Origin of the sequence: Colwellia sp. BRX8-7 (genome assembly GCF_014077275.1) — a bacterium.
Classification (GTDB): Bacteria; Pseudomonadota; Gammaproteobacteria; order Enterobacterales; family Alteromonadaceae; genus Colwellia_A.
The window spans coordinates 1-19,869 of sequence record NZ_JACGVP010000027.1; the positions used below are offsets into that span (position 1 = coordinate 1).

General features: G+C 40.8%; 12 protein-coding genes and 1 pseudogene. 12 read left to right on the forward strand and 1 reads right to left on the reverse strand.

All coding sequences use genetic code 11. The features are described 5' to 3' along the window. Positions 1–2: 2 nt before the first annotated feature. The 10 genes and pseudogenes from H4J57_RS18260 (at position 3) to H4J57_RS18305 (ending at position 11,447) form a co-directional block, all read left to right on the forward strand. Positions 3–554, forward strand: coding sequence for a heme NO-binding domain-containing protein (locus H4J57_RS18260; RefSeq protein WP_182243828.1), 552 nt, complete (start codon positions 3–5; stop codon positions 552–554). After that, on the forward strand, positions 551–2,215 hold the full coding sequence (locus tag H4J57_RS18265; RefSeq protein WP_182243829.1) for an ATP-binding protein: 1,665 nt from the start codon (positions 551–553) through the stop codon (positions 2,213–2,215). Before H4J57_RS18260 ends, H4J57_RS18265 begins: the two co-directional genes overlap by 4 nt. A gap of 848 nt (positions 2,216–3,063) precedes the next feature. Further along, positions 3,064–4,146 (forward strand): hypothetical protein, encoded by a 1,083-nt coding sequence (locus tag H4J57_RS18270; RefSeq protein ID WP_182243830.1) that lies wholly within the window; start codon positions 3,064–3,066, stop codon positions 4,144–4,146. A 295-nt stretch (positions 4,147–4,441) separates the two neighbouring features. Next, a pseudogene (locus H4J57_RS18275) lies at positions 4,442–4,840 on the forward strand (IclR family transcriptional regulator C-terminal domain-containing protein); the annotation flags it as partial. Between the two features lie 566 nt (positions 4,841–5,406). Further along, a complete protein-coding gene (locus H4J57_RS18280; RefSeq protein WP_182243831.1) occupies positions 5,407–5,937 on the forward strand; it encodes a sigma-70 family RNA polymerase sigma factor in 531 nt (176 codons plus the stop codon). Continuing rightward, positions 5,934–6,632, forward strand: a complete 699-nt coding sequence (locus tag H4J57_RS18285) for an anti-sigma factor domain-containing protein (RefSeq protein ID WP_182243832.1) — start codon at positions 5,934–5,936, stop codon at positions 6,630–6,632. The genes H4J57_RS18280 and H4J57_RS18285 overlap by 4 nt, the downstream gene beginning before the upstream one ends. A gap of 430 nt (positions 6,633–7,062) precedes the next feature. Beyond that, positions 7,063–8,616, forward strand: a complete 1,554-nt coding sequence (locus H4J57_RS18290) for a DUF4331 domain-containing protein (RefSeq protein WP_409049411.1) — start codon at positions 7,063–7,065, stop codon at positions 8,614–8,616. 95 nt (positions 8,617–8,711) lie between these two features. After that, positions 8,712–9,170, forward strand: a complete 459-nt coding sequence (locus H4J57_RS18295; protein WP_409049412.1) for an Ig-like domain-containing protein — start codon at positions 8,712–8,714, stop codon at positions 9,168–9,170. Positions 9,171–9,205: 35 nt separating this feature from the next. Further along, positions 9,206–10,282, forward strand: a complete 1,077-nt coding sequence (locus H4J57_RS18300; protein ID WP_182243835.1) for a lipopolysaccharide assembly protein LapB — start codon at positions 9,206–9,208, stop codon at positions 10,280–10,282. 55 nt (positions 10,283–10,337) lie between these two features. Next, positions 10,338–11,447, forward strand: coding sequence for a HupE/UreJ family protein (locus H4J57_RS18305; RefSeq protein WP_182243836.1), 1,110 nt, complete (start codon positions 10,338–10,340; stop codon positions 11,445–11,447). A gap of 204 nt (positions 11,448–11,651) precedes the next feature. Here H4J57_RS18305 and katG read toward each other — a convergent pair whose 3' ends face one another. Continuing rightward, complete coding sequence (gene katG, locus H4J57_RS18310; protein ID WP_182243837.1) at positions 11,652–13,826, reverse strand: catalase/peroxidase HPI; 2,175 nt, start codon at positions 13,824–13,826, stop codon at positions 11,652–11,654. Between the two features lie 377 nt (positions 13,827–14,203). Between katG and H4J57_RS18315 the strand changes: the two genes are divergently transcribed. Continuing rightward, entirely contained in the window at positions 14,204–16,990 is a 2,787-nt protein-coding gene (locus tag H4J57_RS18315; protein WP_182243838.1) for a hypothetical protein, read from the forward strand. 175 nt (positions 16,991–17,165) lie between these two features. After that, positions 17,166–19,859, forward strand: coding sequence for a TonB-dependent receptor domain-containing protein (locus tag H4J57_RS18320; RefSeq protein WP_182243848.1), 2,694 nt, complete (start codon positions 17,166–17,168; stop codon positions 19,857–19,859). Positions 19,860–19,869 lie beyond the last annotated feature (10 nt).

Sequence of the window (19,869 nt, forward strand, 5' to 3'; positions counted from 1 at the left end):
GAATGGTTAATAAAGCAGTGGAAGATATGGTCTGCATGCAATTTGGCGAGCCGGTATGGGAAGATATTAAGTCCTGCGCTGGGGTCGACATAGACGTATTCATGAGCAACGAAGCGTACCCAGACAAAATGACTTTCCAGTTGGTGAATGCTGCAAGTGAGGTACTGAATATTCCTGCAGAGACTGTTCTTGAGACATTCGGTGAACACTGGGTACTGCATACAGCGCAGAAAGGTTACGGCGGTTTGATGCAGGCCAACGGTAGCTCATTGCCCGAGTTCCTGGCCAACTTGCCGGGCTTTCATTCAAGGGTGAAGATGCTGTTTCCTAACCTGCAACCGCCCGGTTTCGAGTGTACAGATGTAACTGAAAACTCACTAAAGCTGCACTATCGTACGCACCGCGCAGGCTTAGTGCATTTTGTCATTGGTTTGATGCACGGCCTGGGCAAGTTGTTCAATACACCGGTTACTGTTCACCTGGTCGAATCCAAGGAACAAGGTGCAGATCACGATGTTTTTGATGTCAAGTGGTCAAACGACGCAATCGAATGAAAAAAAATAACCCGTGCTCAACATCTCAGTTTGGCCTTCCGCCACAGCAGTTCGCCGCAGCGTTCCCTTTCCACTTAGTGTTGAACATGCAGATGGAAATACTGCAGGTTGGAACAACACTACAACGTATTTGTGCTAATATCCTCCCTAGCGTGAGTATGGATAAGCTATTTGAATCAATCCGACCAGAGGGTGTTTTCTGTGTCAACTGGGTGCTCGAAAATGCTGGATCATTTTTCCTTATTAAACACCTTGCCAGTGATCTCAAGTTGCGTGGCGAGTTCGTATTTTTACCTCGCGAGAGTGTGTTGCTGTTTCTCGGCACACCTTGGTTTATCGACGCTTCCGAGATCGCCATACATAAACTTAGTTTCGCGGATTTTGCCACCCACGATGTGGTCGTTGACATGCTCCAGCTATTCCAGGTAAACAAGATGGCACTCGAGGACGCGAATAAGCTCTCCGGCAAGCTAACCGCCCAGCGAAGTGCACTTCGGTTAGCCAACGAAAACCTGAAAAAGCAGGAAGAAAAGACGAACCAGCTGACTGGCGAACTGCTCCGAAATCGCGATGAAATGTCTGAGGTGGTTGATACCATTAACCAGCTTGAGGAGGGAATTGCATTTCTAGACAGTGATGACCGCTTTGTATTCACCAACCCGGAATACCGGCACATGCACGAGAAAGTCATCGATTCGGTAAAAACCGGTGTACTGTTTGAGGATTATCTAAGGCGTTTGTTTGACGCTGGCGAGATTATTACGCACATCATAGACTGTGAAGAATGGGTCGCCAAACGCATGGTAGCTCATCGCTCTTTGCCAAGCGAATGTGAGATAGTCATAGCTGGGGGTAAGACACTCAATATTCGTGAGCAGGTGACTCATAGCGGTGGGATCGCTATGGTGATTAGGGATATCAGCGAGCAGAAAAAGTTGCAGGCGCAACTGGTAAACTCGAGCAAGCTCGCCAGCCTGGGAGATATGGCCACCGGAGTGGCGCACGAACTCAACCAGCCGCTTAACATAATATCAATGGCGGCAGGCAACGTTGAGAGAACTCTCAAGCGCGGTGAATTTGACCCAGAATACCAGTTGGAGAAGATGCAGCGTATCAGGGAAAGTGTTGTTCGCGCGTCGAAAATCATCGGCCACCTGAGATCGTTCGGCCGCGATTCTAGTGAAGTTGCTCAGCCATTTGACCCTCGTGATGCCGTGAGAGGCGCGATCGGTATGATCGGTGAGCAGTTAAAGTTGTCTAGGATTGAGTTGGTGTTGGCTCTACCCACTGAGGTAGGTGCGAAGGTGTTTGGATATGCGCTTCGGTTTGAGCAGGTGCTACTGAGCCTTATTCGCAACGCGAGTGACGAGCTGATTGCGCATCCTTCTGGGGTGGTACCGAAACGCATCCAGATTGTCGTGGTGTTCGAGCCACAGGGGCAGGTGAGTATTAGCGTTGAAGACAATGGATCAGGTGTTCCTGTTGAATTACTTGAGAATATCTTCGATCCGTTTTTCACCACTAAGGTGGTTGGTAAAGGGGCTGGACTGGGGTTGTCGGTGTCTTACGGTATAGTTAATGAGATGGGTGGTAAGATCGTTGTGTTGAATACCAGCGGCGGCGCCAAGTTCGAAATAATCCTACCCACGATACATCACTAAGGCAATCGGGATTAGGCCAATCAGAGTGAGCCAAGTGGTAGAAAAATCAATCGAAATCCAGACAACCCATAATCGGACTAGAAAGTTAAGTATCCACCTGTTTTTTAAGCGAATTCCATTAATCGAAATTGTGGCTAACGCCCGCTTCATGCATTGAGTCATTCAACAAGAGTTTATGTTTTTAAAAGAGGCGAATTTCTTTCTTTTAACACTTTCAAAAATTTTGATTCATCATAAAATGTTCGTGTCTTCCAACACTTATTAAGCAATACAGACCCATTTTGATGCTAATGCTCCAAAGTATATAGAAATAAAAGCAGTATTTTAGGAGGTATAACTACACCATACCTCACTGACATAATGTTAGATACTGACCAATAAGCCCCTATCGACATAATAAAAAATCAATTATCTGCTGTTATAGCTCATGAAGTGCATTATGATGTAAGAGCTAAGTCAGGTGTTAAAAATAATGGTAACGGTGCTGTAACTCTTGTTAATATGCCAACAGAGGACTTAGTTGTAATAATAAGTATAACAAGCTATTCAATAATACAAAAATAAGCCTGCCTTTTCGTCCCTAAATATTTTATACAACCAATTCTTCGCGTTATCAGGGTGTTAAGGAGATATAATAACTAATTGAGTCAAAATTACTAAAATTTTGACCTCCCTCTAATTTAGGGGGGATTTATGAAAAGGAGTCATTCTACATGCTAGTTAACAGGCGGTGCTAGATTCATAAAGAAGAAAATATTTAATATGATAAAGCATTAAATTAAGTAGCTTAAGATTTTTAAGTTTCAGTTTACTAAAACATTATTAATAATTATTTGCAATGGATTTATATGAAATTATTATCATTCACACTAACGTGTGTATTTACATTTTTGATCGCTTTCCAGTGGTACCAGCAACATAGCAACTTTACACACAACGCTCATCAACTAGTTGATCAAGAAGCAGTATTCAATAGCTTATTAGATTATGGGCAACATAAAAGTGACCAAATACCTACAGGTGTATTTATTGACTCACTAGAATTTACTGGGCCAAATGATGTTCACCTTAGTGGTTATATATGGCAAGAGTTTAGTGCTGAAATTTTAGAAAAGCACAAACCAGGGGTTATATTCCCTAACTCTATCGGTAATGTAATAATGAAAGAAGCTTATCGTGATGTTATTGCTGGTATAACAGTTGTTGGTTGGTATTTTGAAGTAGATTTACGACAAAGTTTCAGTTATAAAAATTACCCTATTGATCATAAAACAGTATGGTTAAAAATCCTGCCTGATAATTTTAATAGTAATTTGATTCTAGTACCATCACTTAATTCTTACGATAGTACCGCTAAATTATCTACATTTGGTATTTCACAGGATATTGTACTCTCAGGTTGGGCTTTAAATGAGTCTTTCTTTAGCTACATGAGACTTAATTTTGATACTGATTTTGGTTTGCATAACGACCACCCCAAAACGAACTTACCAGAACTCACGTTTAATATTGTCATTGAACGGGACTTTCTTAGCGCATTCATGATTAATATAACTTTACTATTGGTTAGTATTTTTTTGTTATATAGCTTAGTACTTATGATGACTTCAAATAAGCATCTTAGTTCTAAATTTAGTGCCAGCGTTTCATCCTCTATCGGTAGTTGTGCCGCAATTTTCTTTGTTATATTAATTGCGCATATAGATGTTAGAAAACATTTTCCAGGGGAGGGAATTGTCTATATCGAATATTTTTATTTAGTGAGCTATTTTTTCATAGTATCTACTGCATTTATTATTTATACGTTTAACTCTAGAGAAAAGGCTACAACAAAAGGTTTATTTGCTAATGATGGTATTTTACTTAAAGTTAGTTTTTGGCCAATTTACACATTGTTAATCTGTTTAATTACTTGGAACCATTTTTATTAATTGCTATATTATTTAAAACCAAATGTGGCTCTCGATTATATTTATGTGATGACGTAGGCGGTTCGGAACACGATATGATATTGCTTTCATTTCTTGTAGACGTAAAAGGGTTATTTGTATACTTTTTCTAATTTAGACTTCTAAGTAGTTCGATTGTAATCTTAAGGAGGACGGTAAATAAGAATCTTTTGCTCTTTAAATGACCGTTTCTAGCCTGTTAAAGTGGCGTTATCGATATAAAAGCTAATATCTCGAATGTGGCTAAAGTGATCATTAGAAAGCAGTTTATTTACCTGTTGGCAGTCATACGCCGGTATGGTGTACTGCCAGCGATAAACTTTATTTAAGTTCTCTACCCACAGAGCGTCGTCACCGTATTGTCAGTAAATTATCACTGGATAAGTTGGCACGTAATACGTTGATTAGCCATGAGTTATTAGAAAGTGAGCTGTTAAAGATTGGAGATAATGAGCTAGGAACGGATAACGAAGAATTTGTCGATGGTATGGTTGCTTGTGCTGTACCTATTAAAGATGAGGATGGCAGGTTGTTTGCCTGTCTTTTTACTCATGCTCCCGTGATTCGTAAAAGTTTAGATGAGTTACTCGCTTTTGAATCAGTATTGCGCCAGGCAGCTATCGAATTAGGTGAACTACTCAAAAATAATAATTGGCCAGCGATTCAAACATCGTAATACTGACGATGAATTGCTTCCAATTATTGATTAACTGTTTTGATTTGCTCACATTTGAACTAAGTACCCTATGTTATTAAATCAGAATGAATTCTTTTTCAGGTATATAATGACAGAGAATAACTACTATAATTCATATAGTAATAGAAAAATGCATGTTGACATGCTTGTACAAAAAAAATATGGCAGTCTGGGGTAAAACGCCATAGAAAATTACCTTTTATATCAGTTATCCCTGAAGATAGCTGACATAAAAATAGAGTTGGTTACTTTAATCATTAGTTTAGCCTTTTGGCATTTGTGATCATGAGGGGGATTTATTTCAAAGATTAGAGATAATCGTAAAACGTAAATAATATGTCAATTTTCTCATGGAATGACGCCTTTCTTGTTATCTATGACCATACACCTTTGTTTCTGCTACTTTCTTCTCATACGTTATAAATTTTATATTAGTAGACTAATATCGTTCATATTACTGCAAGTATGATAGTAGCTAAACTATGACTCTTTAGGTTAGTATCTTTTGCGTGTACGCAAATTTTCTTTAAAAAGAGCAACAAATAATGGAACATGAACAGCATTTAGCGTTACTTGGTGCGTCAGCCCAAGGTGACAAACAGGCATTTTCTCAACTGTATAAAGCGACCAGTAAGCAGCTCTATGCGGTAAGTTTGAAAATGTTAATACGAAGAGAGTTGGCTGAAGACGCCTTGCAGGAAGCTTACGTCCGTATTTGGCATAACGCATCGGAATATCGTACAGGTAAGGGCACAGTGTTGACTTGGATGGTCAGTATAGTGCGTTATCGCGCGCTGGACATTTTACGTTATCATAAAATTAGAAAAGAGGATGAACTCGTTGAGAACGAAAGTTTTGATCTTAATGCCAGTGAGAAAATAAGTGACTCAGAACAACTCTTACTCGACAAATGTTTACAGCAGTTAGATCTTCAACAACGACAAGCTATTTATTTAGCCTACTTCAATGGCTGTTCTCATCAAGAGGTGGTTAAACACCTAAATAACCCTTTGGGTACAATTAAAAGCTGGATAAGACGTGGTCTTATGAGCTTACAGAGTTGCTTAACACCATGAATTATCAATCTGAAAAACTAAAAAACGCCCTTGCAGCAGAATATGTGCTTGGTACTCTACGTGGCCCTGCTCGCCAGCGCTTTCAAAAATTGATGATGCAATTCCCACTGATCAGTGATGCAACCCAAACATGGGAGCAACACCTCAACGGCTTAGGGCAAAAAATTCCACCGGTTACCCCAGACATAGCTGTTTGGCTGCGTATCGAAGATCAATTAGGATTTGTAGCTAAGCCTATAAAAAGTAATGTTGTGGCAATAACTAAGTCTAAGCCTCGAGTTTGGCAAGGTATTGCGGGTTTAGCTTCAGCGGCTGCGATAGTGCTTGCTGTGTTGTTATTTAGCTTTCAACCGCCACTTCAGCCTGAGGTTCAACAACTTGCTTTAATGAGTAATGAACAAGCCGACTTATTATGGGCGCTAGAAATTGGTGCAGACACTATTAGCGTGCAAGCGACCAAGAAGTTAATAGCTAAGTCAGATGCTGATTATCAGTTATGGATAGTGGCAGCAGACGGTCGGCCTCCGATTTCTTTAGGCTTGCTACCTAAAAGTGGTAAGTTAGTTTTAAGTAAACCTCAGTTATTTGATCAGATTGAGATTGCGGCTTTAGCGGTTAGCTTAGAGCCATTAGGTGGTTCACCAAATGGTTCACCAACCACTGTCTTATATACTTCAGAACTGGTTATTCTTTAGTTACTCTTTATCTTTTACTGCGAATATTAAAAAGCGAAACGACAGTTTCGTTTTTTTTATCTGTTGTTTCATGCTGACAAAAGTCAATAATTTGTAAATATATTGTTTATATTAAATGGCAAATATTCGACATTCTATAATTTTATGACCTAGGCTTACCTTAGCTGTTGTTGATTAAGTTGACTAAGGCGACATGACCTAAAAAAAGTGCAACAACGCTATCCAATATAAAAAGTAAAAATAACACGATTTGAAACTATGGTTCGGCTGAATAATTATTAATTTGTAAATAAGTTATTTTTCTTGCATCCAATTCATAATCTCGATCGTTTAACTTAATGAGCTTTCAAGAAAGTAACCATTAAGAACTATAAATTATAAAGGAAACGTCATGAAAAAATTTAAATTAACACTAATTGTATCGGCAATAATGAGTGCAACTTTGTCTCAAGCTGTATCTGCATCAAGCCATCGTGAAGCGCCTAACGTCACACGTATGCCAACAGTCGACTCAACAGACTTTTATGCATTCAATAGTTATGAAGAAGGCCGTGGCAATTACGTCACACTCATCGCAAATTACATTCCTTTACAGGATGCTTATGGTGGACCTAACTATTTCGCTATGGACCCTGCTGCAACTTATGCGATTCATATTGATAACGATGGTGATGCTGTTGAAGATATAACCTTTACTTTTAATTTTAACCAGATGTTAGGCAACAATAATGCAGGTGTTGCTTTGATGGTTGGCGCTGAAGGAGAACAGAAATCTGTTGGTGTACCACTTAAAAATGTTGGCGGCATCAGTATGGCAGATAAAAGTGCGGCTAATTTCTCTGAAAGCTACATGGTTAATATGATTTCTGGTCCAATGCGAACGGGTACCAGTGCTGCTGTTACTAATATTACTTCGGGTGGAGCAAGTTTTGCTAAGCCACTCGATTACATCGGTAACAAAACATTTACCAACGCTGAGCAGTATTCAGCTTATGCTAACAGCCATATATACTCAGCTGCTATACCTGGCTGTGATGCACCAGCAAAAGTATTTGTTGGTCAGCGTAAAGACGCATTTGCGGTTAATTTAGGTAAAGTTTTTGATTTAGTGAACTTTGTTCCTGTTGAGGGTGACAGTGCTCCTGGAGCAGGCGATGGCGATGGCTTCCCCGGTGGTATTACACAATCAGCAAGTAATGATGATTTAGCTGACAAAAATGTTACTAGTATCGCTATTGAAGTACCGACAGCTTGTTTAACAGGAACAGGTAATGGCGTTATCGGTAGTTGGACTACGGCAAGTTTGCCTCAGGCTAGAATTTTGAATCCTAATGCTAGCTTTGATAACACTGAAGTAAATGGTGGTGCATTGACGCAAGTTTCTCGTCTTGGCTCTCCTTTAGTGAATGAATTGGTTATTGGTTTGGCCGATAAAGATAAGTTCTCAAGTTCTCATCCAAGTGCAGATGGTCAGTTTGCTGATTATGTGACTCATCCAACGCTACCTGAACTGCTGAATATATTGTTTAAAGATGCAGTTAATACCACTTTAGGTGCAAATATCGAAACGTTGGCACCCACTAATTTCCCTAGGGTTGATTTAGTTACCGCATTTTTAACGGGTTTCCCAGGTGTTAATCAGTTATCAACAGTGACCGCAGCTGAAATGCTACGCTTAAATACTGGTATTGCAGCAGTGGCAGCCGATATGCAGTCATCGTTTGGTGTTGCTGGTGACGATTTAGCTGGCTTTCCAAATGGTCGCCGACCAGGAGATGATGTGGTAGATATTGCTCTTCGTGTTGTTATGGGTCGTTTATGTTACCCAATTCCTGTTAATGGCACAGATACAGATTTGGGCTTATGTGCACCAGAAGATGCAAGTGTAGGTAATGTACCCTTTACTGATGGTGCGCCAAGTAATGCCTCTATGATGGATACTAGCTTTCCATACTTAGCAACGCCTTTACCAGGCTCTAAATAAGGAACACTATTATGTTATATAGTAAACGAAATACAGCATCTCATCTTAGTCAAGTCTTTAAGCTTAAAGGGGTCGTGTTAAGTTTAGCGGCCGCCATGCTAGTTTCAGGCTGTAATAATGATGTCGATGAGCTACCGATTACGAAAAACGCATCACCGACTACGATATCGGTCGACTTGATCACTCAAACAGAAACGCCTATCACTGACATGTTAAGCGCAAATGATGAAAATGGTGACTCGTTGACTTTTAGCTTAGACCAAGAGCCGATGCTAGGAATGGTCACCATTGATAGTAATGGTAGTTTCACTTACCAGCCTAATCCTGAAGTAACAGGAAGTGACAGCTTTACTTTTACTGCCTCTGATGGAATTAATTATCCTGTTAGCGGTACAATCAATATTACGATTGAAGCGCTGGAAGTGTCATTTGCCAGTTATAGTCGTGCAGCTTTTAGTCAGCAACCAAGCGATAAACCCTTGGCCGTAAATGGTCGTGCGTTTATTCAAGATGTTGAGGAACCAGCAGCATACGACGACTTGATTCAACAGTAGAACCATCTTGACTGCGCCAAGGAAGGCGCCCTTTTATGGATAATGATATGCCAATACTTCGTTTTATTAACCCCTTATTATTTTTGGTTTTTATTGCCACTTCATCGCCTGTGCATTCAGAAAGTTATGTGCCCAAATCAAATCAAAGTATCGTTGCTAGCTGGACGGTACCTAAACCTGCACAACAGCCAAAGGTTTTTATCGCCCAACTGCTCAATGACGCAAGTAAGCCTGGCTTAGCAAGTCGTTATTATGGCCGTGCTGGCGCTTTACTGAAACCCTTGTTGGTCGCTAATCCTAATGATCTAGAGCTACAATTTTATTCAGCAACCGTCTTACAGCATTACCATCAATTTAATCAGGCCCAACAATTACTGACTCAGATACTTCAATATCAGCCAGACAACGTCGCTGCTTGGTTAATGAAAGCCAATATACACATGGTACAAGGTGATCTTGACGCTGCGAAAAGTGCCTGTTTACAAGTATTGGGGCAGGGCAGTTTATTTGTCAGTAGCGCCTGCGTGCTAGAGGTTAGTGCTGAACAAGGCAACGTTGCTCAAAGTTACCAACAGTTAAGAAATATCGTTAAGCTTGCGGGTGATATACCTATCGCCCAACAGGTATGGCTTAATCAAATTTTAGCTGATCTTGCTCACCGTCAGCAGCTAACACAACAAGCCATAGACCATTTGTCAGGCTACCCATTGAATCAGGCCCCTGTTAGTTATTTAGCGCTGTGGGCGGATATTTATTTAGCACAACAACAAGGCCAAATTGTTTTAGAGACATTAGGACCTATCGTTGAAGCAAGTGATAGTTTTGATGATGCTTTGTTATTACGTTTGACCCTTGCCGAACAAATAACTAAGGCAACTAATGGCGTATGGCAGCAGCGACTAACCCAACGTATCGAAATACGTTTGCAACGAAATGATACCGCTCATGCTGCAGATATAGCTCAATATTATCTCGATATTGTTCCTAACCCTATTAAGGCGCTTTATTGGGCGAGAATTAATTGGCAACAAGCTAAGCTGGGCTCGGATGAATGCTTGCTCAAACGTGCTTTAGCATTTAAAGAATCACCTGATAAAAAGCCTCAGATTTAAGCTACACCTCAACACAATAAACCTTAATAAACCGTAAAAGTAGTGAGATAAAAATATGCAGCAGTGGTTAAAAATAGGGCTAATAAGCCTGTCGTTATTACTGGCCAATACTGTCGTCGCTCATCAATTGAGTACCAGTTACATTATTGCCGAAATCGACGACACCGGTCGTATCAGTGGCGAATGGCAATTGAGTTTGACTGATTTAGAATTAGCTGTTGGCTTGGATATAAATGCCAACGGTGAGTTAACCTGGGGAGAGGTCAAGAGTCGACAAGCTGAGATTGCTAGCTATTTGGCTGAGCATTTATTATTGAGTCGTGAAAATTTAAGGTGTAACTTACGTTTTGAGATTATGGAGCGTTTGCAAGATCATGCCAATGAAGCTTTCGCTGTTACTGATTTCTCAGGTCAGTGCCCAATCAGTGGCCCATTAGAAATTGCCTACAGCGCAATATTTTCTTTAGATAGTAGCCATGAGGTGGTTCTAAATATTGGTGATGGTAACCACTTACACAGTTTAGTGTTAGATGACAGCACTCGAAAAATCACCATAGATTTGAGCAAAGGTAGTGCCTGGACGACCTTTACACAATTTGTTTATCAAGGTGTTGTACATATTTGGATCGGTATAGACCATATCCTGTTTTTGTTTGCCTTGTTATTGCCGGCGGTGCTCCAGCGTAAAGATAAAAAGTGGCAAGCTATATCAAGTGTTAAAACTATTTTGACTAACACCGTATGGATCGTGAGTGCATTTACCTTGGCTCATTCGCTAACGTTAACAGCGACCGCCTTAGGCTGGTTAAGCCCAAGCAGTCGTTGGGTAGAGTTGGGCATTGCTTTATCGGTTTTGTTTGCGGCACTCAATAATATTTGGCCAGTAGTTTTACGTTTAGCTTGGTTAACCTTTGCCTTTGGTTTGCTACACGGTATGGGGTTTGCTAGTGTCTTAGGAGAATTAGGCTTACCTGCGGATCAACAGTTACTGAGTATACTAGCCTTTAATCTTGGTGTTGAAATAGGCCAGTTAGCGATACTTGTTATTTTACTGCCGATATTAATTTTATTACGTAATACCACGTTTTATACGAGAGGTGTTCTACCTGTTGGCTCTATATTAATTGCGATTATGGCCGTGCAATGGAGTGTAGAACGCTGGTAAACTTAAAAAATTATTGCTAATACAATGGCTTATAGCTCAAGTGATAGCTTTGAAGGATACGGGGTCATTCCAGCTATTAGATTGAAGAGTTTATAGCTAAAAAAAAGTATTGCGGGTGCAATACTTTTAAGTCGCTACTTACTAAGTTAGCTAGATTAATAATTCACGCCGCGGTAAATAGCGGCGTGAAATTTTAGCTAATCATCAGACTAAATCGAAGCGATCAGCGTTCATCACACTCGCCCATGCTGTAACAAAATCAGCAACAAACTTCTCTTGGTTATCATCTTGCGCATAAACTTCAGCATATGAACGAAGAATTGAGTTAGAACCAAAGATAAGGTCAACTCGTGTTGCTGTCCATTTTACTTCATTTGATTGACGATCGCGCATCTCATAGAGGTTATCACTAACAGGTTCCCACGTATAATTCATGTCTGTTAAATTAACAAAATAATCGTTAGAAAGTACACCTTCACGTTCGGTGAATACCCCATGTTTTGTACCATCGTAGTTAGTGCTAAGCATACGCATACCACCAATTAACACGGTCATCTGATGCGCGGTGAGTCCCATTAACTGACTTCGGTCAAGCATCAGTTCTTCTGCGCTGACAACATAGTCAGCTTTTAGCCAGTTTCGATAAGCATCATGAGTGGGCTCTAGTACTTCGAAGGAGTCAATATCCGTCATTTCATCTGTTGCGTCGCCACGCCCTGGTGAAAAGGGTACAGTGACTTCAAAACCAGCCGCTTTTGCGGACTGTTCTATACCAACATTACCTGCCAAAACAATGACATCAGCGATACTTGCACCACTACTTGTGGCAATACTTTCTAGCACAGAAAGTACTTTGCTAAGGCGTGCTGGTTCGTTACCTTGCCAATCTTTTTGTGGAGCAAGGCGAATGCGTGCGCCGTTGGCACCACCGCGTTTGTCAGAGTTACGATAGGTTCGCGCACTATCCCAAGCGGTTGCAACCATTTCGCTGATACTTAAACCACTCGCTGCTATTTTATTTTTCAGTAAGTCAATATCATAACTCGTGGCTCCAGTGGGAACAGGGTCTTGCCAAATAAGGTCTTCTTGAGGGACTTCTTTACCGATATAACGTGCCTTTGGCCCCATATCGCGATGAGTGAGTTTGAACCATGCTCGTGCAAAAACGTCAGAAAAATATTCAGGATCCTTAGAGAAACGTTCTGAAATTTCACGGTACGCTGGATCCATTTTCATCGCCATATCGGCATCAGTCATAATAGGCGTTTGACGTGTAGTTGCATCTTCAACATCAACAGGCTTATGCTCTTCTTTAATATTTATTGGTTGCCACTGCCAAGCACCCGCTGGGCTCTTCTTTAATTCCCACTCGTGGTTAAGCAACATCGAAAAATAACCGTTATCCCACTGAGTAGGATGTGTCGTCCATGCGCCTTCAATACCACTGGTGATGGTATCGCGACCAATGCCACGTTTGGTTTTATTGTTCCAGCCTAGACCTTGTTCAGTAATATCTCCAGCTTCTGGCTCTGGTCCTATTTGCGAAGCGTCACCATTGCCGTGACATTTACCGACGGTGTGACCACCGGCCGTTAAGGCAACCGTTTCTTCATCGTTCATTGCCATACGTTCGAACGTTACTCTAATATCATGCGCTGTTTTAAGGGGATCGGGCTTGCCGTCTACACCTTCAGGGTTAACATATATTAGCCCCATCATTACCGCAGCTAATGGGTTTTCTAAATCACGCTCACCAGAATAACGGCTGCCTTCTCCACCACTTGGTGCAAGCCATTCTTTTTCGGCGCCCCAATACGTGTCAATTTCTGGCTGCCAAATATCTTCACGACCAAAAGCGAAACCGAAGGTTTTTAACCCCATAGATTGATAAGCAACAGTGCCAGCGTAAGCAATTAAATCAGCCCAGCTAAGTTTGTTACCGTATTTCTTTTTGATAGGCCACAGCAAACGGCGGGCCTTATCTAAATTGGCGTTATCTGGCCAAGAATTTATTGGCGTAAAACGCTGATTGCCAGTCGCTGCACCACCGCGACCATCCGCGATACGATAGGTGCCGGCAGCATGCCAAGTCATACGGATCATTAGGCCACCATAGTGTCCCCAATCAGCAGGCCACCAGTCTTGACTATCTGTCATGAGGGCATGCATATCTGTTTTAAGAGCAGCCATATCAAGATCTTTCAGGGTTTCACGGTAATTATAATTCGCACCCATAGGATTAGTCTTACTGTCATGTTGATGAAGAATGTCAAGATTTAGTGCCTTTGGCCACCATCCCATATTGGACATACTGCTCTTTGTTGCACCGCCGTGCATTACTGGGCATTTGCCAGTTGTCGTTGTTGTTTTGTCATTCATATGCAATTTCCTTTCATTAATTGGGGCTGAGCTGTTAAAAGTTAGGATGAAAAAATACTAGATGATAATGTTAAGTGCTCACTTTGAATTACCAAGGATTATTAAAATACATCATAGTACATTCTTGATAAATTATGAGTTTACTCACGTTAACGCATTCAACAACGTATCTCAATCTGTTCAGCTTTAAAAGCTTAGTTTTGAAGAGTTAACAGATCAGTGAGTAAGTTAAGCGATATCAGTATTAGAAATTTATTATGTAACATTTATGTAATTTTTCTTAAATAAAAACTACATATTACTTCAACAATTCTGTCATTTAACCTTAGTAGCATAGCCGCAACTTTATTCTAATAATTTCTGCGGAGCAGACTAACATGCAAATAAATTCACTCTTTAAAATCAGTACGCTAGCTTGTGCCATTACTTTAGCCAGTTGTGGTGGTGGCGATATTAAACTTTCATCTCAAGTAGATAACTCAGTAGGCGATACAACCATCACTAACCCTGCTCCAACTGACCCAATTGTGACCGAATTACCGGGTAAGTCTAGTTCGGTGTTGGGCCAAGATGTTTCAACAGCTTTAGGTTTTGATGTTGCTGTACAAGTGCTTGATGGAAAAATTACTAGTGATATGACTTTAGTCGCCAGTGCTGATAGCAAGCCGGTATTTTATGCTATTAGTGGTGCTTTAGAAGTGATGGCAGGAGCAACGCTAACCGTAGAGCCAGGTGTTGTTCTTTTTGGACAATCAGGTGGTGATTATGTCGTTGTGCACCGCGACGCAAAAATAATGGCAGAAGGTATAAAAACTAAACCTATTATTTTAACCTCACTGCAAGATGTTAAGGGTGAAGAAACAACAGCCGGTCAATGGGGTGGCGTAGTTATTTTAGGTAATGCCCCTTCAAATAAATGTCCTAGTGACGGTAGTGAATGTGCCCTTCAAATTGAAGGTGCTGAAGAAGGTGCTGTCTTTGGTGGCTCAAACTGGGAAGACAATTCAGGTATTTTAAAATACCTTGTTGTTAAATATGCAGGGTTTGAAATTGCGCCTGACAATGAACTTAATGGTATAACATTTGGTGGTGTTGGCTCAGGAACAACGGTTGATTATATTCAAGTACATTCAAATGCCGATGACGGCGTAGAATTTTTTGGCGGTGCGGTCAATGTTAAGCATTTAGTTTTAACAGCAAACAAAGATGACAGTATCGATTGGGACAATGGTTATAAAGGTATGCTGCAACATATTTATGTCGAACATGCTAAAAATGCCGGCGAAGCAAACCGTGGTATTGAAGGTGATAACGATGGTTCTACTCCTGATAAAGAGCCACAGTCAGCGCCAATTATCGCTAACTTAACGATTGTGGGTAATAACTTTGACAGTGCAGATAAAGACTCAGAAGGTATTTACTTACGCGAAGGAACCGCAGCAAAAATATTTAATACGGTGGTAACCGGCACCAGTGAAATGGGTGAATGTTTAGAAATTGAAGGTGGTGCAACGAGCTCTGTAACCGTTAATAATGCTAACAGTGGTAAAATTGTTATGCAAAACAGTGTTATGGCCTGTAGTAATAGTGAAAATTTCAAAAATGCTAAAGCGGAAGACGGTAGTGTCTTGCTTGACCTCGAAGCATGGTTCAGTGCAGAAGCATCCAACAATATTAGTAGTTCTATTTTAATTAATGAAAACGGTATTCCCGATGCCAACTCGCCACTCGTTGCTGTTAATGCCGGACAAGATGTCGCTAATACACAAAATGCCTTTTTTGACTCCGTTGATTACATTGGTGCGTTCGACAGTGCTGACAACGCAGGTAACGATTGGCGTGAAGGTTGGGCCTTTGGTTACGGTGGTGGTGTAGTAACCGCTCAGGCAGAAACACAAGGTTGTCCAACAGGTACATCGGCAATTTCTTCAGTCAATGGCTCAAACATTACTTGTCAATTAAGCGGTGTTATTGCTAATAACTTAACGTTAACCGCTAATAATATTTATGCTCTAAATGGCGCTGTTTTTGTTGGTGGCGATAAAATTAACTCAGCAACACTGACGATTGAAGCCGGTACAACCATCTATGGTCGTTCAGGTAGCGATTACCTAGTGGTCAGTCGTGATTCAGAAATTCAAGCAAATGGCACATCCTCAAAACCTATCACTTTTACGTCGAGTCAAGATTTGACTGGCGCTGAAACAGGTGCAGGTCAATGGGGTGGAATAGTATTATTGGGTAATGCGACATCAAATAAATGTCCAACGGATGGCAGTGACTGTGCACTTCAAATTGAAGGTGCTCAAGATGGCGCAGTCTTTGGCGGCACAGACGATGCTGACAGCTCAGGTACATTACGTTATGTCGTTGTTAAACATGCAGGTTATGAAATAGCACCAGACAACGAACTGAACGGGATAACGTTTGGTGGTGTTGGTTCTGGTACGAAAGTCGAATATATTCAAGTACATGAAAATGCTGATGATGGTATCGAATTTTTTGGTGGCACGGTTAACCTTAAATATGTGGTCTTAACCTCTAATAAAGATGACAGCGTTGATTGGGATAATGGCTTTCGTGGCAACTTACAATACGTACTTGTTAAGCATGACCCACAAAATGGTGAAGCAAACCGTGGTATTGAAGGTGATAACGACGGCTCAACACCAAACAAACTACCACAATCAAACCCGAGTATTGCCAACATGACCATTATTGGTAATACATTTGACACTGCAGATAAAGACTCTGAAGGTGTTTATCTACGAGAAGGCTCGAAAGCACAACTTCATAACTTTGTTGTTACAGGTCCTGCAGGCATGGGCGAATGTGTTGAGTTGGAAGCTGGCTTAACGGTAGATCAAGCAAAATCTGGTGATACGCTAATGAGCAACTCAGTTGTGGCTTGTGATGAAGCGTTTAAAGATTCTAAAGACTCTAGTGATGCAACCTTTGATTTAATGAGCTGGTTTATTAACGATAATACCGAAAACAGTACGGCTGCAAATACAAGTGCGGTATTAGAAGGCATTTTCACCATCGATACCACAACACCTAAAGACTTCACCGGTAACAGCTTTTTTGAAAATGCTGACCATGTCGGTGCAGTAACGAAAGCGAAAAACTGGACAGCAGGATGGACAGTAGGTCTTGAAGAATAATTAGACGTTGAAGGTGAACACTGTTTTTTCCAATAATCAGTGTTCGCTTTTTTATTTCAGCATAACTAATAAATACTCAATCAACCTAACTGATGCAAGCGATTAGCAAAGCAGTAAAAGCGTATCTAAAGCAAGCACAGAGACTCTATCGAGGTTAACGATGAACAAAAAATTAATGCATAGTGCCAAGCAAATCAAGGTAAACAAACCAAATAATTGTTTACGATTAAGTGGCTTAGCACTAGCGATAATAACAAGCCTAGCAGCGACATCAGCAGTAGCGGAGCAAACATCAGCAGAAGATGAAGCTATTGAAGAAGTTGTTGTTAAGGTAAGTCGATTAAAAGGTACGGCGAGCGCTATTATTGAAGAGCGTCGCAACCAAGCCTTTATCGCCGACATTTTAGGTGCAGAGCAAATTTCACGCACCGGTGACAGCGATGCCGCTGCCGCATTACGACGTGTTACCGGTGTGACATTAGTTGATGGTAAATTTATTTATGTACGTGGTTTAGGTGAACGTTACTCTAGTACACAGTTGAACGGTGCCGCCGTACCCAGCCCAGATCCAACACGTAGTGTTATACCTCTGGATTTATTTCCAGCGTCAATTATCGAGTCTTTATCGGTACAAAAATCCTACTCACCTTCAATGCCTGCGCATTTTGGTGGCGGTAATGTTGATATCCGTTTAAAAAGTATTCCAACAGATTTCCTTTTTAATATCTCTGGTAATTTAGGTGGCAATAGCGAAAATTTTGACGATGGTTACAGCTACAAGGGTGGCAGTGATGATTGGCGTGGCCAAGATGATGGCACTCGCACCGCACCCAAAACATTACAAAAATTATGGAAAAATTACAGTCCATTAAAAAATATTAGTCAAGATGAAAACCGTGCAATAGCCGCGCAGCTTAATCGTGATTACGATCCAGTTAAAGAAAATATCGCCCCAGATTTTGGTCTTGATATTGCGCTCGGTGATAAATTTGAACAGGGTAAATATCGCTGGGGTTATTTAACCTCTTTATCTTATGACAACGAATGGCAAGTAAGTGAATTATACGAAGGTCAAGATTTTCGTAATAACACCGATGATTCATGGAGTTTAGTACGAGGTTTTGACCAAGTTACCTCAACGGAACATTCAGTAAAATGGTCTGGACTGCTGAACTTAGGTGTAGAGTATGACCGAGATCATCGCCTTGATTACAGTTTCATTGTGCTACGTGATACCGCCGACGAAATAAAAGACAAACTGGGTAATACTAACAATGTATTACTCAGTGATGGTTTGCGCATTCGAGACAGTGACGTTAGCTACGAAGAGCGCGAAATGATCGCTAATCAGGTTCGTGGTACTCACAATCTGCCATGGTTGTGGAACATAGGTTTTGATTGGAAATATTCAGACGCTCGTTCAAGTCGTTACGCACCGGGTAATGTTTCTACGCGCTACATACTCAGTGATGAAAACGAAGATGGTACTTTTGATCTTACTAACGAAAGTAGTTTACGTAAGGCTTCAACCGCTACCCGTTATTCTTTTCAGGACTTGGAAGATAAAGTAGAAAACAGCGGTTTTAACCTATCTTTACCCATAACTTTTTCGCAATCAGAACTAGAGCTTAAGTTCGGTGGTGATTTTATTGAAAAAACCCGTGACGCTTTTTCCAGACGTATCGATGTTAATACCTTAGCCTTTGAAGAACTGAGTCTTAGTGGTAATAAAATGAATGATATTTTAACAGACGATATTATTCTTAATCAGCCTTTACAAGGCAGTGAAACGGTTATACGTGACACCTCTGTAATGGGCGATGACTATTATTCAGCACAAATGACCGATGCTTACTACTTTGAGGCAGATTGGTTTATTGACAATACTTGGCGTATCAGTGGCGGCTTTCGCTGGGAAGATTACCGTCAAGTCGTCGCACCTTTAGATCCCGCAACCGGTCGTTTTGATTTACCACCACAACCAACAGAAGAAGATTTATCGAAATTAGCCTTTCAAGAAGATGATATATACTCGGCGTTAGCGCTTACTTACATGATGAGTGAAGCTGTTCAGTTTCGTTTATCTTATGGTGAAACCACAATACGCCCAGATATTCGCGAGGTTGCGCCATCAACTTACCTTGACCCGCTAACTGGATACCCTATTCGAGGCACTGCTGGTATAGAAACCACGGATATTAAAAACTACGATCTACGTTGGGAATGGTACTTAGATACGGGAGAAAACTTGTCAGTAGGGTTATTCTACAAAGATATGATAAATCCGATTGAATCAGTACAATCACCAGGCCAAGATGGCCCTCCGCTTATCGTTATTGCTAATGCAGACGACGGCGAAGTTTATGGTATTGAGCTAGAGTTTATTAAAGATTTTGCCTTTTTGGGTGATTTTGCTGGTATGAATGGTAACGACTTTTTCTTATCAGGTAACGTAACCTTAAGTGACTCTGAAATAAACATCAACACGCAACGCGTTGTTGAGCAAACTGGGGTTTCTGCCGCGATTACTAATCCGACGCGTCGAATGACTGGCCACTCGCAATATGTGGTTAATCTCAATTTAGGTTATGATGCGCCAAATGGTAATCACTCGGTGACAATGGCTTATAATGTCTTTGGTGAACGTATTATTATCCCAGGTATTGAAGAGCAAGATGATAAGTATGAGCAACCTTTTCATTCACTTGATATGGTATATACCTACTATCCTACCTATTCAACAACGTTAAAATTCAAAGTACAAAACCTACTTGATGAAAGTAAAGAAATAGAGTTTTCTGATACTTTATTTCGTAGTGAAACGAAAGGCATTGCTTTTGATGTTTCCTTTAAATGGGATTTTGATTAGTTAGTTAAAT